The following is a 20,951-nucleotide window of genomic DNA, read 5'->3' on the forward strand; positions in this document are numbered from 1 at the left end:
AGTGATCGCAGAAGGAGACGACAGATGGCCGACACCACAACCGAACAGATCTTCGACATCGTGACCGATGATACGGGTGCGGACCCTGATCTGCCGCAGCCCGCGCAAGAGGCCGAGCCGGGCAGTTTTCTGCGCCATGTTCTGTCGTTGAGTGCCAGCAAGATTGCCGATGGTCTGATTGACCCTAAACTGGTGTTGAGCTGGTTGTTGACCCATCTGGGCGCCGGGGCGTTCTGGACCGGTCTGCTGGTCCCGGTCCGCGAGGCCGGTGCGTTGCTGCCGCAGCTTTTCACCACGCCGTTCATCACCCGCGCCCGCATCCGCAAATGGTTCTGGGCGGGCGGTGCGTTTGTGCAGGGGATCAGTGCCGCCGGGATCGCCATCGCCGCCCTGACGCTGGAAGGCTGGTTGGCCGGGGCGGTGATTGTGGGTCTGCTGGCCGTGCTGGCGCTGGCCCGGTCGGTCTGTTCGGCAAGCTACAAGGATATTCTGGGCAAGACCGTGGGCAAATCGCGCCGGGGCACCGCCACCGGCTTTGCCAGTTCTGCCGCGGCGCTGGGTGTGATCGTGTTTGCGATTGTCCTGATGTCGGGCATCGGCGACCGTTATGTGCTGGTCGAAGGGGCGATCCTGCTGGCTGCCGGGTTGTGGGTGCTGGCCGCGCTGGTGTTTGCCACCATGGACGAGGCCCCGTCGGACGAGGATTCCGCCGCCAACGGGCTGGCGCAGTTTTCGCTGTTGCGCGAGCGCCCGCAACTGGCCCGGTTTATCATCGTGCGGTCATTGCTGGTGGGCACAGCATTGGCCCCGCCTTATCTGGTAATGCTGCAGCCTGACGGGGCGTTCGGCCAGTTGGGTGCACTGGTGCTGGCGTCGGCTGTCGCATCGCTGTTGTCATCCTATGTCTGGGGCCGGTTATCGGACCGGTCATCGCGCCGGGTGCTGCAATTGGCGGGTCTTGCCGGTGGTGCGGTTCTGGCCGCGATGGTGGTGCTGGCGCTGACCGGGATCGCGACGGTCCCGGGTGTGATACCCGTTGTCCTGTTTGGTCTGATGATTGCCTATCACGGGGTTCGGCAGGGCCGGTCCACCCATCTGGTTGACATGGCAGGGCCTGAGGATCGTGCCAGTTACACTGCGCTGTCGAATACCATTGTCGGGCTGGTTCTGCTGGTGGCCGGTGCCGGGTTTGCCGCGATTGCGGCGTTCAGCGTGCCGCTGGTGATTGGCCTTTTCGCGGCCATGTGTTTTGGTGCCGCCATGATTGCGGCAGGACTGGACGAGGTGCAGCATGGCTGAAACTTTTACAACCCCGCAGGGCAGGCGGATTGCCTATCACCTGACTGCGGGTGATGGCCCGGCGGTGGTTTTCCTTGGCGGGTTCAAGTCCGACATGCAGGGCACCAAGGCGGTGTATATAGAGGAGTGGGCCCGCGCGCAGGGCCGTGCGTTTCTGCGGTTTGATTATTCGGGCCATGGCGAAAGCAGTGAGGCGTTTACCGATGGCTGTATCGGTGACTGGTTCGAGGATGCCTGTGCGGCGCTGGGTTTGATTGAGGGGCCGGTGGTGCTGGTGGGCTCGTCCATGGGGGGCTGGATATCGCTGTTGGTCGCCCGCGCATTGCCGGACCGGGTGGCAGGGCTGGTCACCATCGCGGCAGCCCCGGATTTCACCGAGGACAGCATGTGGACGGGGTTTTCGGAGGCGCAGAAGGCAGAGCTGGACAGCGCAGGCCAGGTGGCGCTGCCGTCGGAATATGGTGAGCCTTACGTTATCACCAAGCGGTTGATCGAAGAGGGGCGCGACCGGCTGGTGCTGCGCGATCCGCTGCCTTTGCCGTTTCCGGTCCGGTTCCTGCAGGGCACTGCGGATGCGGATGTGGATATGGCGGTGGCCTTGCGCCTGCTGGAGCATGCGGAGGGCCCCGATATGCGCCTGACGCTGGTGGATGGGGCTGATCACCGGTTTTCCGATGACACCTGTCTGGAACTGATTGCCACGTCTGTTACGGATGTTCTGGACCGGGCGATGGGTTAAAACCCATCTTACGCAACGTCGCTGTTTCGCCATGGGTCCGTGATTGCCTAACCTGCGCCGAGCCGCGGGAGAACGAGTATGGCGTTATCAGTAGGGCAGAAGGCAGGCTGGGGCCTGGCCGATATGGGTGTCAATGTCTTTGTTGTGGTCAAGCAACTGCTGGTCTTTACCTATCTGACCACTTTTCTTGGTGTGCCGCCATCGGTTGCCGGGTTTGTAACTTTTGCCGTTCTGGCGTTTGACGTGGTGACTGATCCGCTCGTGGGCTACCTTTCGGACCGCACCAACAGCCGCTGGGGCCGCCGTGCCCCATGGATTGCGGTGGGTGCAATTGTTCTGGCCCTTGGCATCGTGGGTATGTTCGCTGTGCCCATGGGGATGAGTTGGCAGTTCAATGCGATCTGGGTGGTGGCGTTCTTTGGTGTCGCCACGGTCGGGTTCACGTTTGTGGCCATTCCCTATGGTGCCATGGCCGGTGAGATGACCCAAGAGCCGCATGAACGCTCTGCGATGATGGCGTTTCGCATGACCTTTGCGTCATTGGGTTTGCTGACGGCTGGGGCGCTGGTCCCAGCGATGGCGGGCGATACGCGCGAAGGGTATTTGCGCGCTGTTTTGCTGGTCGCCCCGGTGGTGGTGCTGACAATCTGGGGGATGCTGCTGGCCACGCGCAACGCGCCACGTATCCCATCGGCTGCATCGGGCAGCTTCATGGAGATCGTGCGGCTGGTAATGCGCAATCGCGCATTTGTTGTTCTGGTGGTGCTTTACGGTGTTCTGACGTTGGGGGTGGCGTTGATCGCGGCCGGGTTGCAACTGGCGGCCCTGTATCTGATGCAGGATGACGGGCGCAGCATGTTGTCAGGGCTTGCTGCCGCTTTGGGGGTTTTTTCGACGCTGTTTGCGATGTTCATCGTGGGCTCTGTCATCAGCCAGTTCATCTGGGTGCGGCTGAGTGCGTGGTTAGGCAAGACTTGGGCGCTTAATCTGGGCATGGGGTTGTACATTCTGGTGCTGGTTCTGATCTGGATGAGCCTGCCCGCCACAGGCGTCACCACCATGGCCCTCCTGTTTCTATGTGCAGGTCTTACCAACGGCGCCTATCAGCAGATCCCGTGGGCTATGTATCCCGACCTGATGGATGTGACCCGCGCCGAAAGCGGCGAGGCGATTGAGGGTGCGTTCAGCGCGGTCTGGCTTTTTGGTCAGAAGGTGGCCAATGCCATTGCCCCGCTGGTACTGGGCCTGATCCTGTCGGCGGCCGGCTGGCAGTCGTCTGACAGCGGTGTTGTGCAACAGACCCAAAGCGCGCTGGATGCGCTGAAGACGGCGTTGACATTGGTGCCTTCGGGTATCTTCTTGGTGTCGATTATCGGGTTGATCGCGATCTATCGGCCCGTCAGCAGGCATGTGGCGTCCCATGGTTAATATTGAAGACATCGAAACCTGGCTGGCTGACCGGGAAGCCATCGTGCCCAACCTGCGCGAAGGGTGCAAAAAACGTGTGATCTGGGCCGATAAGCCGGGGGTCAAGACGCCGGTTTCGCTGCTTTATATTCATGGGTTTTCCGCCTCACCGGAAGAACTGCGCCCGCTGCCTGATCTGGTGGCCAAGGATTTGGGTGCCAATATCCATTTCACCCGTTTGACGGGTCACGGACAGGATAGTGCCGCGATGGCGACGGCGACCTATGAAGATTGGCGTGCGGATGTTGCTGAAGCGGTAGAGATTGCGCAGAGCATCGGCGATGAGATCGTGATCATGGGGTGTTCGACGGGCTGTACGCTGGCCACATTGGCGTTGGCAGACGGTGTTCCGGCGAAGGCCGCGATCTATATCTCGCCCAATTTTGGTTTGCGAAACCGGCTTGCGCAGGTGGTGCTGGATGCGCCAGCGGTCAAACACTGGGGCAAATACGTGGCCGGGCGGACCCGTCGGTTTGAGCCGATTAACGACAGGCACACCGCTTATTGGACCACAAGTTACCCGACCGAGGCTGTGCATCCGATGGGTCAGGCTGTGCGCGCGGTGCGCAAGGCCGACTTGTCAAAGGTCGCAACCCCAGCGTTTTTCTGTCTGAATGAGGCGGACACGGTTGTGCATCCCAGTGACACCCGCAAGGTCGCCGCACGCTGGACAGGGCCAGTGACCATGGATGTCATCACGCCTGGTCCGGGTGATGATCCGGACGGGCATGTGATGGCGGGCGATGTGTTCAGCCCAAACCAGACAGAGCCGCTGGCCCGGCGGATATCTGCTTGGTTACAGGGGCTCTAGCACTGCCGCACCCTTGCGGTGGTCCCGCCTGCCGGGCAAACTGACCGCAAAACAAAGGTTGAGGATTGCGCATTATGCACGGGCAGGCAGCGAATGCCGAGTGAAACGCTGGTGATGATCCCGCCGCTGATGTGTGACGCCCGGATTTTCAGCCACCAGATCAGAGAATTGTCCAAGGAACATGCGATCATGATCGCGCCTGCCACGCGGGGCGAGCGGATGGAGGAGATTGCCAGCCAGATCCTGACATGGGCCCCATCGAAATTTGCACTGGCGGGCGCGGGCCTGGGCGGCATGGTCGCGATGGAGGTGATCCGCCGCGCCTCTGACCGGGTGACCCGCATTGCCCTGATCGATACCAGCGCGCAGGCCGACACGCCCGAAATAGCAGCAGCCCGCGAGGCGCAGATCATTGCCGCCCGGTCAGGCCGGATGGATGATGTGCTGCAGCACGAGATGAATTCGACTTGGATGGCCCCGAACACCGACAAGGCGGCGATGATCCAGTTGCTGAAAGAAATGGGGCATGGGTTGGGTGCCGAAGTTTATGTGCGGCAAGCCCGAGCCTTGCAACGCCGCAAGGATCAGCAGGCTACATTGCGCAAGATCAAGCAGCCCGCCGTCGTGCTGTGCGGTCGCTTCAACGGTCAGTTTCCGCTCAAACGGCAGGAGTTCATGGCCGAGATGATCCCCTATGGTCATCTGGAGGTGATCGAGCAGGGCGGTTATCTGACAACCGCCGAAGCCCCTGAAGCCGTCACCGATGCCTTGCGCCGCTGGATGAAGATGCCACTGATGTTGCGACCTTGACCGCAGACGGGGATGCCGTTACGTAACTCGCAGGCCAAGGTCGCCTGCCGCGCGCGCCCACACCCCGGGTTTGGTGAAGACCTGAAAACCCATCATGATCTGCTTTGAACGGGACAAGCCCGTCAGCAATGCGCGCACTGGTGTTTTACGGTTTGTCCGATGATCAAGGAGATCAAGATGAACGCTTTACGCGACCCAAAGGCGATGGCGAAAGCCCTGCGCAATGATATGGCAGCACATGGGCTGAAGCTGAGCCATAGCCAATGTCTGGAAATTGTGGCCCACCAGTTGGGCCATGCTGATTGGAATACGGCTGCGGCAGCGCTGGCCGGGGATAGTTTTGGCCCGCTGCAATTGCCAATGGGGTGGCAGGTGGCCGGGTCAAATGCCACCGACTACCGAATTGGCATGGATCCCGATGCGCCCGGCACCCCGGTCACCATTCAATCGCTCGACCATCGCGGACCGCATACCGGGTTTGCCACGTTGGTGCAGATGGTGGATGCGGCAGGCTTTCGCGGCAAACGGTTGCAATTGTCTGTTGATCTGTCCTGCGCCCATGTGACCGGGGCCGTGACGATCTGGATGCGCATTGATGACGCTGTGGGGCGGAACATCCGCTTTGACAATATGGAGGACCGGCGGTCGGACGGTGTGTTGCAAGGCACGCAGGACTGGACGAAACGGCATATCGTGCTGGATGTGCCGGACGATGCGGACACCCTGCATTACGGGTTTTATCTGCGCGGCGAAGGTCAGTGTTGGTCGCGCGGCTTTGATCTGCGCGAGGTCGATGACAACGTGCCGGTGACATCGGATGCAAGAGAGGTTCTGGACCAGCCAATGAACCTGAACTTTGCCGAACAATCGGTCATGGCCTGATCAGGGCCATAAGGGGGCGGTGTTGTGTCGCCCCTATTTGAGTTTGACGACCTTGGCTGATTTGCGCTTTGGCCCGTCGGAATTTGCATCGATGAATTCCAGAACCAGTGGCCGGATGTTGTTCCGCCAGCTACCGCCTGCGAAGATGCCGTAGTGACCTGCGCCCGGTTCGAGATGTGCCGCCTTTTTGTCGTCCGGCAGACCAGTCAGCAGATCAAGTGCGGCGAGGCATTGGCCGGGGGCGGAGATGTCATCCTCTTCCCCTTCGACGATCTTGACCGCGACGGTCGTGATCTTGCTGAAGTCGACCTTGTGCCCGTCAACGATGAATTCATTGCGCGCGATCTCGCGACCTTTGAAGATCCGTTCGACGGTGGACAGGTAGAATTCTGACGTCATGTCCATGACCGCGAGGTATTCGTCGTAGAAATTGTTGTGCCGGTCATGTTCAGACGCTTCGCCCTTGGCGACGCGAATGATCTCATCCCGGAAGGAATTGGCGTGGGTTTCGGCGTTCATGGAAATGAACGATGCCAGTTGCAGCAGACCCGGATAGACCATGCGCCCAACGCCTGCATATTTGAAACCGACCCGCTGGATCATCGTTTCTTCCAACTGGCCCATGGTGACCGTGCGGCCAAAGTCGGTGACTTCGGTGTGGTTCGCTTCCGGGTCCACGGGGCCGCCGATCAGCGTCAGCGATTTGGGCTGCGCGTCGGGGTCCTGCTCGGCCAGATATGCGGTGGCGGCGAGGGTCAGCGGAACCGGTTGGCAAACAGCGATGACATGGATGTCAGAGCCAAGCTCGCGCATGAAATCGACAAGGTAGAGTGTGTAATCCTCAATATCGAACTTGCCTGCGCTTACGGGTATGTCGCGCGCATTGTGCCAGTCTGTGATGTAGACGTCACAATCGGGCAGCAGACTGATGACCGTCTTGCGGAGGAGTGTCGCATAGTGACCGGACATCGGGGCCACCAACAGAACGCGGCGCGTCCGGTCAGGGCGGCTGCCAACACGAAAGCGGACAAGATCGCCAAAAGGTCGTTCAACAACGGTTTCAGTGGTCACGACCATGTCGGTGCCGTCATGGCTGGTCTGGACAGGGATGTTCCAGTCCGGCTTGACCACCATCCGTGCAAAGCTGCGTTCGGTCACCTCGCCCCAGGCTTTCAGCCAATCCATGGCAGGGTTGGCCCCCCAGGACATGGCAGGATAGGAAGCGAAAGCGCGTGCGGTTGCCCCCAACCACTGATTTGTATTACGCGCGCTTTCCATCAGGTCGTAGGTCATCATATACTTCATCACACGGGTCTCCGAACTGGGGCGCGCAGACAGAATGCTGCGACTGCAGCATACGCATAGGAAGGTTAACATGACAACTAACGATTTGGCGGATGACGTAACTTCCGCACACAATGTTGCAAAACTGGAAGCCAACCTTGCCCGTGTCGAAGAATTAACCCAACGTTTGTTGACCGCATTGGGTCAGGCGCGCCCGATTGCGCCACCGCTGCAAGGGCCGAGTCATGACCTTTATGTCAAGGCCGCGACCGCCTATATGACTGAAATGGTGAACAATCCCGCCAAGCTGATCGAACATCAGCTTGAGTTCTGGGGGAAGTCGGTCAAGCATTATGTCGAGGCGCAGCACTTGCTGGCGCAGGGCAAGCTGGAACCGCCAACGGATGAAACCCCCAAGGATCGCCGCTTTGCCCACGAGTTGTGGGACACCAACCCGTATTTCAATTTCATCAAGCAACAATACCTGATGAACGCCGCCGCAGTGCAGCAGGCGGTCGAGGATATCGAAGACCTTGATTCTGAGGAAAAGAAGCGGTTGCGCTATTTCAGCCAGCAACTGGTCGATATGATGAGCCCGACCAATTTCCTGCCGACCAATCCAGAGGCGCTGGCATTGGCGGCCGAGACGGATGGCGAAAGCCTTGTGGCTGGGCTGGAAAATCTTGTTGCCGACCTGGAAGCGAATGACGGCGATCTGGTGGTCACGCTGGCTGACAAGAAGGCGTTCAAGCTGGGCGAAAATCTGGCCACGACGCCGGGGTCGGTTGTGTTCCGCAACCATATGTTTGAGTTGATCCAGTATGCGCCCACGACCGAAAAGGTCTACTCCACTCCTCTGATCATCTTTCCGCCCTGGATCAACAAGTTCTATATTCTCGACCTTAAGCCGCAAAACAGCCTGATCAAATGGGCGGTAGAGCAGGGGTACACTGTATTCATCGTCTCATGGGTGAACCCCGATGCGGGGTATCGCGATACATCGATGAGCGATTACATCGAAGACGGCTATCTGATTGCGATTGATGAGGTCAAAAAGATCTGCGGCGTCAAAAAGGTGAATGCCGTGGGCTACTGCATCGCGGGCACCACCCTGTCCCTGACGCTGGCGCTGATGAAGCAACGCAAGGATACGTCGGTAAACGCGGCCACGTTCTTTACCACGCTCACGGATTTTTCGGACCGGGGTGAAGTGGGGGTCTTCCTGCAGGATGATTTTGTCGACGGGATTGAGGCCGAGGTGACGGAAAACGGCATCCTCGATTCATTCTTCATGTCGCGCACGTTTTCCTATCTGCGGGCAAATGATCTGATCTATGGGCCAGCGATCAAAAGCTATATGATGGGCAAAGCGCCGCCCGCCTTTGACTTGCTCTACTGGAACGGGGACGGCACGAACCTGCCCGCCTGCATGGCAATCGAATATCTGCGGGGCCTGTGTCAGGACGACAAATTCGCGACCGACGGGTTCGAGGTTTGCGGGACGACCCTACATATCAAGGATGTGACTGTGCCGCTTTGCGCCATCGCCTGCGAGACCGATCACATTGCCGCGTGGAAAAGCAGTTACACAGGTGTTCAGAAGATGGGGGCGAAAGACAAAACGTTCATCCTGTCTGAGTCTGGCCATATTGCGGGCATCGTGAACCCGCCGAGCAAAAAGAAATACGGTCACTATACCAACCCTGAAATGGGTCTGACGGTCGATGACTGGTATGACGCGGCCGAAAAACACGAAGGGTCCTGGTGGCCGCGCTGGGACACGTGGCTGTCACAAAAATCTGGCAAAAAGGTACCGGCACGAGAGCCGGGCGACGCCGATCACCCGGTTCTGGCACCCGCGCCGGGCACCTATGTGGTGACTAAGTAGCCGATTCCGCTTAATAAATTTGCGGCCGCAGAAAAAAATGCTGCAGTGCAGAAAAAATACTTGAAATGCTGCGCTGCAGCATGCATATTGGTGTCACAAGATAACCGCGGAGGGGGCTCCGCACCGACATGAAAGAGACTGATAAAATGGCTAAGACACAAGACTTCACCGCGATCTTCAAAGACATGATGGGCGCATTCCCTGTCGACACAAAGGCAATGGAAGAGCAGTTCAAGAACCAGACAACTCTCGCCGAGAAAATGTCTGGTGTTGCAATCGACGCTGCTGGCAAATCTGCTGAGCTGTCCGCAAAGTGGACACAGGACACACTGGCCAAAGTTGAAGCCATGTCCAAAGCAAAGGCAGAGCCTGCTGACTATGCAAAAGCAATGACTGATTTCGCTTCTGCACAAGCTGAATCCGCTGCCGAGCACATGTCTGCTTTCGCTGAAATCGCGAAAAAAGTGCAGACACAGACCATGGAACTGGTTCTGGCCGCTGGCAAGGATATGTCTGAGGACATGACTGCTGCTGCAAAGAAAGCCACTAACGAGGTGACTGCTGCTGCCAAGAAGGCAACTGCTGCTGCAAAGTAAGCTGATTTAAAATCGCCCTTGCCTCCCTAGGGTTTGATATCAAGAAACGGTCCGCATCGCGGGCCGTTTTTTGTTTATCGAGGTGTATCCGCAAATGGCTCTGCGACAACCTGATAGTCATCCTGATAAACGACATATCCAATACGGTCCGTGCGAAGTGTTGCGATCACAATGCCTCGTTGGGCTAGCAAATCATTGAGCGCGATCGCTCGGTCGATGTGATCTGTGGCACTTGATCTGAACCAGCTTAAGCCTTTTGTGTTCCGCCGCCATGCCCCCTTGGATTTGGACCGATTAAACCGATCTGGCTGGGCGAGGATGTCTTCAGACCAGCTGATATGTTCCGCTAGACTGCGCTTGAAACTATCATCCAGTGCGATGTTTCGGTTTAGTAAATAGGCTGCCGCCAAAAACCCCTGGCGCGCGTTCAAGCCATCGACGGGCACGTCATGAACAAACCTAAGATACATGACGGCATCCATAATGACGGGTGTCACTTGATCAAGCCTCTTTCTTTTTGCGCAGACGCGGCATAGGCTTCTCTGCACTGCAATATGTCTTGGGAGGGACGATCATGGCCGAGGCAAATAAACCGCTGCTGATCAAGCGATACGCGAGCCGGCGTCTCTATAATACCGAGACCAGCGATTACGTGACACTGGAAGATATCGCTGCGTTCATCCGCGAAGGACGCGAAGTGCAGATTGTCGATCTGAAATCCGGTGATGATCTGACGCGGCAGTATCTGTTGCAGATTATCGCAGAGCATGAAAGCCGGGGCGAAAATGTGTTGCCCGTTGATGTGCTGACCGATCTGGTGCGCAGCTATACCAGCCAGGCCGCATCCGTGGTGCCGCAGTTCCTGCAGGCCAGTTTCGAGATGCTGCGTGATGGGCAATCCAAAGCCATGGAGAACATGACCAAAGCCAATCCCATGGCGACCATGCCGGGTTTCGAGGCGATGCGTGCGCAACAGGAAGCGTTTTTCAAGGCGATGACCGGGGGCATAATACCTGGTGCCGGATCGCCGGAGAAACAGGGTGATGATCTTAATGAGATCAAGGACCAGTTGGCAGCCTTGCAGGAAAAGCTGTCAAAGATGGGGAAGTAGGCGCGAAGGAATTTCGGGAAATTCCTTCTTACAGATCAAATTTCCAGAAATTTGATCGCTACTTTAGATGATCACTTCGATGGGCCCCGGATCGCAGACAATGACAAAGTAATGTTGCGTGCGGATCAGCCGGAAGCCACGGCGCTGTACCTCGGCCACGAAGGCAGAGATACCAACCTCGCGATCCACATCGACCACCTGTCGCCGGATGACCCCGCCCGTTTCCACCGCTCGGCAATGGAAGATTTGGGAGAGCCAGTCCCGCCCCTTTGGTTTGAAACGCTCCAACTGCATGCACCAAAATGGTGCGGTCATTGTTAAGATGGCATTAACAGTGACCTGCATTGCAGCGGGCCATCTTTCCACCTAGTTTGCCGGGTGAAGGAATTGCACCATGGCAACATCAGGTAAGATCACCCTTTGGGGCATATCGGTCTTTGTGGCGACGGCCGAGGAGGCATCGATTTCGGCGGCGGCCCGCCGTTTGGGCACGTCAGCCGCGACCGTCAGCCAGCAGATCACCAATCTGGAAGGGGCCATTGGCACCACCCTTTTGAACCGGGGCGAACGGCCCGTAACCCTGACCCCGGCGGGTGAGATGTTTCTGCGCCGCGCCAACACGATCTTGAACGAAGCAGATCAGGCCAAGGCAGAACTGGCCATGGTGGACCTCAGCCGATTGACCCGGTTGCGCCTTGGCATGATCGAGGATTTGGATGCCGACGTGACGCCGGGCCTTTTGCGCGCCATGAGTGCGGAGTTGAAGAACTGCCAGTTCCTGTTGGAAACCGGCGCGTCGCATCGGCTGTTCGATCTGCTGGACACACGGGCGCTCGATGTGATTGCGGCGGCGGATATGGGGCAGGCCATGTCCGGGATGGAGGTGCATCCGCTCCTTGAGGAACCTTTCGTGCTGGCAGCCCCAAAAGGTGTTATGGGCGAGGGGGACCTGACCCGCAAGCTGCACCGGATGCAGTTGATCCAATACACGACCCGCCATCATATGGGCCGGACGATCGCCGCCCACCTGGCGCGACAGAACCTGCGCCTGACCCACCGGTTCGAACTGGACAGTTATCATGCCATCATGGCGATGGTGGCGGACGGGGCCGGCTGGACAATCCTGACGCCGCTGGGTTGGCTGCGTGCGGGCCGTTTCCGCGATGCCGTCGATCTGATGCCGCTGCCGTTTCCGCCGCTGAGCCGGACCATTTCACTGACCGCGCGACAGGACATTCTGGGTGATTTGCCTGCGACAATAGCCGCCCGGATCAAGCCGCTGTTGCAGGATATGATCGTAAACCCGGCGCTGCAGCAATACCCCTGGCTGAAAGACCAACTGCGCTTACTCTAAAGCGAAATCCCAAAAATCTGAATCAGATTTTTGATTTCAAGACAGATGCAACTGTTGCTCCTGTCTTGTCGCCGAGAAAATCTGCGTTGCAGATTTTACGGACGACGCTCTAGTTCAGCTCTAGCTCACGGACCATGACATGATCGGCCGCTTCGACGATGGTCTGTGCGATGATGTCGCAATCATCAAGGCTCAGTCGCGCGGGTAATCGCACGTCACAGGCGCGCATCAGCATGGCACGCGTGCGCGGTAATTGCGGGATCCGGTCCAGGAACTGCCAGTTCCAGAAGGCACGCGCATTGTCGTCGCTGAGCCCAAACACCTGCACTGACAGCCCTGACTTGGCGGCTGCGCCCTGAAAATCCTTCACCTGCTCATCGGTCATGTCGACAAGATTGAATTGGATGGAGTCAGGTGCGCGCTCTTCCTGGGTCAGCTTGGCGGGAACAGTGATCCAATTGGAGTGGTTGAGCTGTGTTGCAACGTGGTCATGGTTGCGCCGCCCATCGGCGACCCTGCGAGCAAGCTCGTCCAGCTGCGGGCGAATGATGGCTGCGGACAGGGTGTTGAGCCGCTGGTTATAAAGTGGCAGCTTGTTCTGCCATTTGACAAAGCTGTCCTGCAAAACGGGGTGTTTTTTCCAGTTATGTTCATAGGCCCCCGACATGATGACGGCCCGCGCGATCAGGTCGGCATCATCGGTGATCATGATCCCGCCTTCGCCCGCGTTGAGCAGTTTGTAGGACTGAAAGCTGAAACAGCCGATCTTGCCGATGGTGCCGATATTGCGCCCATCCCATGTGGTCCCCAGTGAGTGGGCGGCATCTTCGACAACGGGTTTTCCGGCGTCTAGACAGATCGCCATGATTTCATCCATGTCCGAGGTATGTCCCCGCATATGGCTGATGATGACCGCATCGACCAGATGGATCTTGGCCTCGAAATCATCCAGATCAATGCGGTAGTTGTCGCCGCATTCGCACAGGACAGGCATACAGTCAGCATGAACCACTGCCGAAGGTACGGCGGCAAAGGTGAACCCAGGGATCAGCACCCGCGCGCCTTTTGGCAGACCCAGTGCTTTGAGCGACAAAAACAGCGCAGCCGAACAGGACGACACGGCTAGCGCATATTTGCTGCCCATCAGCGATGCGAACTCTGCCTCAAGCAAAGCGACTGGCGAATTCTCTGACGTGTAACGGAACAAATCACCACTGCGCAGGATGCGGCTGACCTCGTCCATGGCGGCGGCTGGGATCGGTTCGGCATCGTAGACATTGGGGATGTAGGACATGTGTTCAGCTTTCCTGAAATTACATTTCGGGAAAAACTAACACGAATCGCATTACAATTCTATTATTGTTTCAGGTGGTCATATGCCGAGCCTGTCGCGGAGCGCGTACCACGTCATGGCCAGTGTCAGTAGCGGCGCGCGAAACGCCACGCCGCCGGGGAAATTCGGGACGTTCAGCCCGGCCAGCGTATCGAAACGGGATGCCTGACCGGCAATCGCCTCGGCCATGACTTTGCCGGCCAGCCCGGACAGGGCGACACCATGCCCCGAAAAGCCCGCGCCGGACAGAACATTGGGTGCGACCCGCTGAATGGCAGGCAGGCGGGGCATTGTGATGCCAAGTGTGCCACCCCAGACATAGTCAATCTTGACGCCTTGCAACTGTGGAAACAGGTTTGTCATGCGGGCGATCAGGGCGGTGCTGATATCCTTGGGAAAGCCAATGGAATAGCTTTCGCGCCCGCCGAACAGGAAACGTTTGTCCTCGGACAGGCGGTAGTAGTTCACGACAAACTTGCTGTCCGCAACGGCGATATCGCGTGCCAGAACCTCTGCCGCTTTGTCGCCAAGCGGTTCAGTGGCGCACATAAAGCTGTTGATCGGCATGACCTTGGCCGCCACCTTGCGTTCGATATTGGGCAGGTAGCCATTGCCCGCAAGGATCACATGGCGGGCCTTGACGCAGCCCCGGTCGGTGCGCACCTCGGCCGGATCGCCATGGGCAATATCGTGAACCTCGGCCCGTTCGTAAATGCGTGCGCCTGCTGCCTCTGCCGCGCGGGCAAGGCCGAAGGTATAGCGTAGGGGATGCAGATGCCCGGCGCCCATATCCAGCAATCCGCCTTGGTAGAGCGGGGATTTGACCAGATCGCGCATGGCATCCGGGTCCAATAGTTCGATCTGATCATATCCATAGGTGTTGGCCAGATGCGCGGCATAGTCTGCATAATCCTTTGCCTCGCGCGCGGCATAAAACCCGTGGGCCACGCCGGGGGTGTAGCGCGCGTCGGGCGCAAGCTGGGCGCAATTCTGGCGCACGTCTTGCTTGGCCTCTTCGGCCAGTTCCCACAAAAGGCGGGCAGTGTCCGGGCCGCACCGCTTTTCCAGCGCGGGCTGGTCCATGTTAAAGCCGGTGCCAACTTGCCCGCCATTACGCCCTGATGCGCCAAAACCGGCCCTGTGCGCATCCAGCACAGCGACATCCAGTCCCTTGTTCGCCAGATGCAGGGCGGCAGACAGCCCGGTGTAACCCGCGCCCACAACGCAGACATCCGCCGTGGTCTGCCCATAAAGCGGCGGGCGTTCCGGCGGGATATCGGTGCTGGCAGCGTACCAGCTTTTGGGGAACTGGCCGGGGCGGTCATTGCGGTGAAGCGGGTTCATGAGGGCCTGCGGGTCACTGAAAGTATTGGCGCATGATAGGGGTTGAGGTTGGACAGAGATAGCGGTTTGTTCGGATCGAAGGGGGATGTCGATGCCGAATGAGACAAAGCACAGCGGCGGATGTCACTGCGGCACGGTCCGGTTTGAGGTCACGCTAAGCGATGGGTTGAACAGCGCCAGTCGCTGCACATGTTCCTATTGCAGCATGCGCGGGGCGGTGGTCGTGACCGCACCGCTGGGTGGTATCCGATTTATGCAAGGCGAAGAGGCCCTGACGCTTTATCAATTCAACACCAGAACAGCGAAGCATTACTTTTGCCGTGTCTGCGGGATTTACACATATCACCAGCGCCGTTCGAACCCGAATGAGCTGGGGGTTAATGTGGCCTGTCTTGACGGCATCAGCCCGTTCGATTTTGAGGAGATCATCGTGAATAACGGTGTTGCCCATCCCTCAGATGATCCTGACGCGCCGGCGATTGCCGGCATTCTGCAGTTCGTGAGGCGGTAGGGCGGGCATTACTCGGTCGTTTCTGTCTCGATCGGTGCAGGGTCCGGTTCAATCGGCTCAGCCGGATCTAGTTGGACTGCTTCGGGGCTTGGTGGCGTTGTCGCAGGCACAAACTGCACATGAATGTGGTCGTCATGCCGTGCCGCGTTGCAGCCCTGGAAACCCACCGCATCGCCGGATACTCCCAACCTGCGGGCCAGATGAGGTTCGATGAAGATACGGAAGTCTTCACCAACCGGGTTTTCAGCTAGCCAGCGAAGCATTTCGCCTGTCCGCGCCTCATCCAGCGGCCAATCGCGCAGATAGGGTTGCAGCCATGCAACGTCCCAGCGCAGGCTGATCCCCGATTGGTCGGCACAGGGTTCCGGGTCGCCAGGCCGCGGATCTTCAAAGCCCCAATAGCCGATGGGCGAGCGCGCCTTGCCCAACTGATACTCACCACCGGCGTCGGTGTAGAAAAAGGCCAGATCAAGCTTTTGCCCGTCATCATGTGACAGGTGGGGCAATAGCGGAAAACCATTCAGAAACGGAAAGCCGCCATCCAGCGCCCGGGTGCGTGTGCCGGGGAACGTCTCGTGCATATGTGCGGCCAGCGAATTGGCGTAGTCTTTCATTTCGGGTGTCACGTAGTGACGGTTCAGCGCGCAATAAAGCGGGTTCAGTACTGCAACCTGCGTTGGCCCGGCGTCCAGACAGGGCAGGGCGACCCGACCTGTGGAGGGGGCCGCGTAATGCACACCGACCGACAGCCCCAGATAAGCGGCGAGAAAGATGGTCAGAAACCGCCCGAATAAAGGTCGAAGGATCAGCGCAAGCAGCCATGCGATGCCACCCAATTGTGTCAGTAGTGTCAGAAAGATTATGGCGATGCCGTGTTTGATCATACGTTCAACAACAGATGTTCGCGTTCCCACGGGCTGATGACCTGCAGGAACTCATTATATTCTGCCCTTTTGACAATGGAATAGACCCGGGCGAAATCAGGGCCGAGGACGTCGTGGATATCGGTCGCCTCGTCAAACATGTCGAGGGCAGCATAAAGACCCTGTGGCACTTCATCTTCTGACTCATATGCGTCGCCGTGCCAGCGTTTGTCGGGCCGCACCTCGTTCTTCATTCCCAGATAACCGCAAGCGAGCGAGGCGGCGATGCAAAGATAAGGGTTGCAGTCCATCCCGGCGAGCCGGTTTTCGATCCGCCGCGCCTCGGGTGGCGAGACGGGGATGCGGATACCTGTCGTCCGATTGTCGCGCCCCCATTCGAGGTTGATGGGCGCCGCATGATCGCGGACATAGCGCCGGTAGCTGTTCACATAAGGCGCGATCATGGCGATCACGCTTGGCATGTGCTCCTGCAAACCCCCGATGAAATGGAAAAAGGCATCAGTTTCGCCGCCCTGCGGGCCGGTAAAGATATTGCGCCCTTTTTCGTCCAGCACCGAATGATGGATATGCATGGCCGAGCCGGGTTCGCCTTCAATCGGTTTGGCCATGAAGGTGGCGAAGCAATCGTGTTTCAGGGCTGCCTCGCGGATCAGCCGTTTGAAATAGAAGACCTCATCGGCGAGCTTGACCGGGTTGCCGTGGCGCAGATTAATCTCAAGCTGTCCAGCGCCGCCTTCCTGGGCGATGCCGTCAATCTCGAACCCCTGGACTTCAGCGTATTCATAGATGTCGTCGATCACCGGCCCGTAATCATCGACGGCAGACATCGAATAGGCTTGCCGTCCGGCGGCAGGGCGTCCGGTGCGCCCCATCATGGGTTCAATCGCCTTGGCGGGGTCGATGTTGCGGGCGACAAGGTAGAACTCCATCTCGGGGGCCACGACCGGTGTCCAGCCTTCGGCCTTGTAGAGGTCAACCACCCGGCGCAATACATTGCGGGGCGAAAAAGGAACAGGTTTGCCTTTTTGGTCAAAGGCGTCGTGGATGACCTGCAGTGTGCCATCATCGGCCCATGGGGCGGCGGTGGTTGTCGACAAGTCCGGTTTCATGACCATGTCGGGTTCAAGAAAGCCGTCAGGGCCTGCGGCCTCCCCCCAGTCACCGGTGATGGTCTGGAAGAAGATGGAGTTCGGCAGATGAAAGCTGGTCTGCTTTTCCCATTTGCCAGCAGGCACGGCCTTGCCCCGCGCAATTCCGGGCAGGTCGGCGATCACACATTCGACCTCGTCCAGCCGGTTGGCCTCAAGATAATCCCTTGCGGCTTGCGGGATTTTTTCGGTCCAACTCATGCTACGTTCCGTTCCTTGAAAAACCGCGCGATTTGCAGGGCAATGCGGGTGTCGTCGATAGGTTTGTCCAGATTAGCCCTCATGTTTTCCAGCAACGGTTTAGGCACAACGCCTTCGCCCCGGATGTCGGCCAGTTCTGCTGTGAAGGCGGAATTGAACTCCGGATGCGCTTGTACCGTAAAGGCGCGATTGCCATAGACAAGCGCTGCATTTTCGCAAAATGCGTTGGTGGCGCAAACCTGCGCATCGGCGGGGCGGCGGGTGACCTGATCCTGATGCCAGGCGTTGAGCGCAATCGTCTCGCCGTTCCAGTCATAGGTCTGGCGACCCACGGCCCAGCCGCCATCAAACTTGGCGACCTTACCGCCCAAGGCCTGTGCGATGATCTGGTGCCCGAAACAGATGCCCACCAGCGGGATGGCGGCGGCGTAGATGTCGCGGATCATATCCTCAAGCGGGGGGATGAAGGGCAGGTCCTCGTAAGCGCCATGCTTTGAACCTGTGATCAGCCAGCCATCTTGGTCAGTGATGCTGGCGGGAAACGTCATGTCGACGACGCTGTAGGTTTGGAAATCAAAGCCGTTGCCGGTCAGCAGTTTTTCAAAAAACTGCCCGTAATCGCCATAGCGCGGCATCAGCGTGTCCGGCGAATGGCCCGTTTGCAATATGCCGATTTTCATGGGGTCACCGTGATTGTAGGTCGCGCAAAACTAATCCGATTTTAGACCTGTCGCAAGCGGATGCGAGGGGTGGACGGATTTTCGCGAAAATCCGTGTGCCGTCAGAATTTTCCAGAAAATTCTGCGCGCTACCGGATAACCTGTGGCCGGACCTTCAGCCGCTTTCGTGCCTCTTGCGGCAGGTGCCGGTTCAGGCGTTTGTTGACCAGACCGAACACCCCTATGACCACCAGTGTCAGCAGGATGAAATAGCCCGCAAGGATCGGGTAGGGGATGAACGGGTTGAACGTCTTGTCGGCAAAGTAGTTGGCGTAATAGAGCGCGTCGCCCCGTTGCTGCAGCGCCGGGAAGCCCGAGAAGAAGACCAGCGTGGTCGCGTGGAAGAGAAAGATCGCCTCGTTCGTGTAGGCGGGCCAGGCCAGCCGCAGCATGGTGGGCCAGATCACGCGGCGGAACCGGGTCCAGCCGGACAGCCCGTAGGCGTCAGCGGCTTCGGTATCGCCTTTGGGAATGGATTGCAGGGCGCCGTAGAAAATCTCGCCCGAGTAGGCGGCGGTGTTCAGGAACAGCACCACCAGCGCGCCCGCCCAGGCCGAGGTGAGCGGGCTGAAGATCGGGTAGACCCCCTTGAGGCTGAGAAACAGGAAATAGGCGAAGAAGAACTGGATAAAGAGCGGTGAGCCCCGGAAGACGAAGATGAACCATTCGGATGGTTTGCGGATCAGCGGGTTGCGGGCGGCCTTTCCAAGTGCCACGGCCGTGGCAAGGAAGAACCCGGAGACGAGCGCAAAGAACCCGAAATAGATGTTCCAGATCATGCCGGAGCCGATCAGGGTGAATTGCTGGCACAGCGTGAAATCACTGCGTGGCAACAGCCGTTCGCCGATGCCTTGGCTGCGCAGGCCATAGTCGATGATGGTTTCCCAGCAGCTCATGCGGCTGCCTTTCGCTGGGCTTCGCCAGCGGCGGTGGCCTGTCCGTGGGTCAGGCGTGCCATGATCCGGTCAAGCACCACTTCGGAGAGTTTGGTGAAGCACAGATAGAACACCAGAAGCGCCAGAAAGTACCACATCCGCCAGTCGGGATGGGGATAGTCGGTGAATTGGGGTTGTTTCGAGCCACCCAGTTCGCGGGCCCAATAGACGATGTCTTCGACACCGAGCAGGAACAGCAGTGGCGTCGCCTTGATCAGCACCATCCACAGGTTCGACAGGCCGGGCAGGGCGTAGACCCACATTTGCGGCACCAGCACGCGCCAGAAAGTCTGGCGGCGCGACATCCCGTAAGCCTCTGCCGTTTCAAGCTGGCCGCGGGGGACCGCCTGCATCGCCCCGAACAGCACATTGCCCGCAAAGGCGCCGAAAACGATGGCGAAGGTCAGGGCGGCCAGAAAGAAGCCATAGGTTTCATGCACCCATTGCGGTGCGTTGCCCAAGGGCAGTTTCGCCGCGGAGCAGACCACGAAATCGCTGCCCTGCCAGACCGCATCGGACCAGTCGGAGCATTTGATCCGGTGGCGGATGTATTCGAACAGCTGATCCAGCGCGATCACGAAGAACAGAAAGAATGCGATGTCGGGGATGCCGCGCACGATGGCGATATAGGTCTTGCCGATCCAGCGCAGCGGGGCGATGTGGCTGCGCGCGGCAGAGGCCCCGCCGAACCCGAACAAGAGTGCGACCGGCGCGGTGATCGCCAGAAGCAGCAGCACGGTGCCCACCGCCCAATACATCGCCATATGCTTGCCCGTGGTCAGGTAGCAGCTGAGCCATGGCAGGCCTTCAAGACTGGCGGGATCTAAGCAGAAGCTGAAAATAAGCGGTCACCGGAAAGAAGATGAGGGGGCGCAAGGCCCCCTCGAACAGGTCTTAGAATGTGGCTGAATCAGGCAACCATTTGGTGATCAGTTCGTTCAGCGAGCCGTCTTCTTTCATGGAAAGGATCGCGGCGCTGAATTTGTCGCGCAGTTCGGTGTCGCTTTGACGGACGCCGACACCGATACCGCCACCGATCAGGACATCATCACCGACGATGGACAGTTCGCCGTCGGATTCAGCGATCGGCAGCAGGAACGCCTTGTCGGCGAGAACCGCGTCGGCCTCTCCGTTCTTCACAGCGGCGATGGTTTCGTCAGGTGTGGCGAATTCCAGAAGCGTGGCACCGGTCATGCTGGCGACGTGGCTGGCCTGGATCGTGCTGGACTGGGCGGCGATGACGCCGTTTTCCAGATCCACATCGCCGAGGGCGAGGAATGCGGACGGATCGGGCAGGGTGTATTGTTCAGAGAAATCAATGACTTCCTTACGCTCATCCGTGACCGACATGCCGGCCATGATCGCATCGTAGTTGCCGGACACGAGGTTCGGGATGATGCTGTCCCATTCGTTGGTGACCCATTCGCAGGTCAGCTCAGCCCGTGCGCAAAGTTCATCCCCCAGTTCGCGTTCGAACCCGTCCACTTCGCCAGCGTCATTGATGAAGTTGTACGGAGGGTAGGCGCCTTCGGTGCCCAGACGCACCACGGAATGCGCGTCGGCAAATGCCATACCGCCCACAAGGGCCAGTGCGGTCGTCAGGATCAGTTTTTTCATCAGGTATACTCCCAGTTT

Annotated in this window: 22 protein-coding genes; 11 read left to right on the forward strand and 11 right to left on the reverse strand. The window is 58.7% G+C overall.

The window, feature by feature from the left end; genetic code table 11:
• The first annotated feature begins 24 nt into the window (after positions 1–24).
• The 6 genes from ACFWW4_RS10850 to ACFWW4_RS10875 all read left to right on the forward strand — a co-directional run bounded on the left by ACFWW4_RS10850 (position 25) and on the right by ACFWW4_RS10875 (position 6,008).
• Entirely contained in the window at positions 25–1,299 is a 1,275-nt protein-coding gene (locus tag ACFWW4_RS10850; protein ID WP_411890857.1) for an MFS transporter, read from the forward strand.
• Positions 1,292–2,038 (forward strand): alpha/beta hydrolase, encoded by a 747-nt coding sequence (locus ACFWW4_RS10855; RefSeq protein WP_411890858.1) that lies wholly within the window; start codon positions 1,292–1,294, stop codon positions 2,036–2,038. Before ACFWW4_RS10850 ends, ACFWW4_RS10855 begins: the two co-directional genes overlap by 8 nt.
• Positions 2,039–2,116: 78 nt before the next feature.
• Positions 2,117–3,466, forward strand: coding sequence for an MFS transporter (locus ACFWW4_RS10860; RefSeq protein WP_411890859.1), 1,350 nt, complete (start codon positions 2,117–2,119; stop codon positions 3,464–3,466).
• Positions 3,459–4,316: an alpha/beta hydrolase gene (locus ACFWW4_RS10865; RefSeq protein WP_411890860.1), complete on the forward strand. Its 858-nt coding sequence runs from the start codon at positions 3,459–3,461 to the stop codon at positions 4,314–4,316. Before ACFWW4_RS10860 ends, ACFWW4_RS10865 begins: the two co-directional genes overlap by 8 nt.
• 93 nt (positions 4,317–4,409) lie before the next feature.
• On the forward strand, positions 4,410–5,126 hold the full coding sequence (locus ACFWW4_RS10870) for an alpha/beta fold hydrolase (protein ID WP_411890861.1): 717 nt from the start codon (positions 4,410–4,412) through the stop codon (positions 5,124–5,126).
• Between the two features lie 177 nt (positions 5,127–5,303).
• Positions 5,304–6,008 (forward strand): glyoxalase superfamily protein, encoded by a 705-nt coding sequence (locus ACFWW4_RS10875; protein WP_411890862.1) that lies wholly within the window; start codon positions 5,304–5,306, stop codon positions 6,006–6,008.
• Positions 6,009–6,041: 33 nt separating this feature from the next.
• Here ACFWW4_RS10875 and phaZ read toward each other — a convergent pair whose 3' ends face one another.
• Positions 6,042–7,313 (reverse strand): polyhydroxyalkanoate depolymerase, encoded by a 1,272-nt coding sequence (phaZ, locus tag ACFWW4_RS10880; protein ID WP_411890863.1) that lies wholly within the window; start codon positions 7,311–7,313, stop codon positions 6,042–6,044.
• A gap of 70 nt (positions 7,314–7,383) precedes the next feature.
• Here phaZ and ACFWW4_RS10885 point away from each other — a divergent pair, with 70 nt between their 5' ends.
• Positions 7,384–9,180 carry a PHA/PHB synthase family protein gene (locus tag ACFWW4_RS10885; protein ID WP_411890864.1) on the forward strand — a complete coding sequence of 599 codons (1,797 nt, stop codon included), beginning with the start codon at positions 7,384–7,386 and terminating at the stop codon, positions 9,178–9,180.
• A gap of 146 nt (positions 9,181–9,326) precedes the next feature.
• Positions 9,327–9,776 (forward strand): phasin family protein, encoded by a 450-nt coding sequence (locus ACFWW4_RS10890; protein ID WP_393927004.1) that lies wholly within the window; start codon positions 9,327–9,329, stop codon positions 9,774–9,776.
• Positions 9,777–9,850: 74 nt separating this feature from the next.
• On the opposite strand, the gene ACFWW4_RS10895 is transcribed toward ACFWW4_RS10890, so the two are convergent.
• On the reverse strand, positions 9,851–10,258 hold the full coding sequence (locus ACFWW4_RS10895; RefSeq protein WP_411890865.1) for a hypothetical protein: 408 nt from the start codon (positions 10,256–10,258) through the stop codon (positions 9,851–9,853).
• 92 nt (positions 10,259–10,350) lie between these two features.
• Here ACFWW4_RS10895 and phaR point away from each other — a divergent pair, with 92 nt between their 5' ends.
• A complete protein-coding gene (gene phaR, locus ACFWW4_RS10900; RefSeq protein ID WP_411890866.1) occupies positions 10,351–10,887 on the forward strand; it encodes a polyhydroxyalkanoate synthesis repressor PhaR in 537 nt (178 codons plus the stop codon).
• Positions 10,888–10,950: 63 nt separating this feature from the next.
• Here phaR and ACFWW4_RS10905 read toward each other — a convergent pair whose 3' ends face one another.
• Complete coding sequence (locus ACFWW4_RS10905) at positions 10,951–11,202, reverse strand: N-(5'-phosphoribosyl)anthranilate isomerase (protein ID WP_411890867.1); 252 nt, start codon at positions 11,200–11,202, stop codon at positions 10,951–10,953.
• Positions 11,203–11,281: 79 nt separating this feature from the next.
• Here ACFWW4_RS10905 and ACFWW4_RS10910 point away from each other — a divergent pair, with 79 nt between their 5' ends.
• Positions 11,282–12,241 (forward strand): LysR family transcriptional regulator, encoded by a 960-nt coding sequence (locus ACFWW4_RS10910; RefSeq protein ID WP_411890868.1) that lies wholly within the window; start codon positions 11,282–11,284, stop codon positions 12,239–12,241.
• A gap of 109 nt (positions 12,242–12,350) precedes the next feature.
• Here ACFWW4_RS10910 and ACFWW4_RS10915 read toward each other — a convergent pair whose 3' ends face one another.
• Complete coding sequence (locus tag ACFWW4_RS10915) at positions 12,351–13,535, reverse strand: DegT/DnrJ/EryC1/StrS family aminotransferase (protein WP_411890869.1); 1,185 nt, start codon at positions 13,533–13,535, stop codon at positions 12,351–12,353.
• A 78-nt stretch (positions 13,536–13,613) separates the two neighbouring features.
• Entirely contained in the window at positions 13,614–14,918 is a 1,305-nt protein-coding gene (locus tag ACFWW4_RS10920; RefSeq protein ID WP_411890870.1) for an NAD(P)/FAD-dependent oxidoreductase, read from the reverse strand.
• Positions 14,919–15,009: 91 nt separating this feature from the next.
• Between ACFWW4_RS10920 and ACFWW4_RS10925 the strand changes: the two genes are divergently transcribed.
• Positions 15,010–15,429 (forward strand): GFA family protein, encoded by a 420-nt coding sequence (locus tag ACFWW4_RS10925; RefSeq protein WP_411890871.1) that lies wholly within the window; start codon positions 15,010–15,012, stop codon positions 15,427–15,429.
• Positions 15,430–15,437: 8 nt separating this feature from the next.
• On the opposite strand, the gene ACFWW4_RS10930 is transcribed toward ACFWW4_RS10925, so the two are convergent.
• The 6 genes from ACFWW4_RS10930 to ACFWW4_RS10955 all read right to left on the reverse strand — a co-directional run bounded on the left by ACFWW4_RS10930 (position 15,438) and on the right by ACFWW4_RS10955 (position 20,933).
• Positions 15,438–16,343 carry a hypothetical protein gene (locus tag ACFWW4_RS10930; protein ID WP_411890872.1) on the reverse strand — a complete coding sequence of 302 codons (906 nt, stop codon included), beginning with the start codon at positions 16,341–16,343 and terminating at the stop codon, positions 15,438–15,440.
• Positions 16,310–17,662: a glutamine synthetase family protein gene (locus ACFWW4_RS10935; protein ID WP_411890873.1), complete on the reverse strand. Its 1,353-nt coding sequence runs from the start codon at positions 17,660–17,662 to the stop codon at positions 16,310–16,312. The genes ACFWW4_RS10930 and ACFWW4_RS10935 overlap by 34 nt, the downstream gene beginning before the upstream one ends.
• The gene (locus tag ACFWW4_RS10940; protein ID WP_411890874.1) at positions 17,659–18,342 is read right to left on the reverse strand and encodes a type 1 glutamine amidotransferase; all 684 of its coding nucleotides are present in this window, start codon (positions 18,340–18,342) and stop codon (positions 17,659–17,661) included. The genes ACFWW4_RS10935 and ACFWW4_RS10940 overlap by 4 nt, the downstream gene beginning before the upstream one ends.
• A gap of 128 nt (positions 18,343–18,470) precedes the next feature.
• On the reverse strand, positions 18,471–19,277 hold the full coding sequence (locus tag ACFWW4_RS10945; RefSeq protein ID WP_411890875.1) for an ABC transporter permease: 807 nt from the start codon (positions 19,275–19,277) through the stop codon (positions 18,471–18,473).
• Positions 19,274–20,158, reverse strand: coding sequence for an ABC transporter permease (locus tag ACFWW4_RS10950; RefSeq protein ID WP_411890973.1), 885 nt, complete (start codon positions 20,156–20,158; stop codon positions 19,274–19,276). The genes ACFWW4_RS10945 and ACFWW4_RS10950 overlap by 4 nt, the downstream gene beginning before the upstream one ends.
• Positions 20,159–20,210: 52 nt before the next feature.
• The gene (locus tag ACFWW4_RS10955; RefSeq protein ID WP_411890876.1) at positions 20,211–20,933 is read right to left on the reverse strand and encodes a transporter substrate-binding domain-containing protein; all 723 of its coding nucleotides are present in this window, start codon (positions 20,931–20,933) and stop codon (positions 20,211–20,213) included.
• Positions 20,934–20,951: the final 18 nt, after the last annotated feature.

This window comes from Yoonia sp. SDW83-1, from assembly GCF_046762885.1.
GTDB lineage: Bacteria > Pseudomonadota > Alphaproteobacteria > Rhodobacterales > Rhodobacteraceae > Yoonia.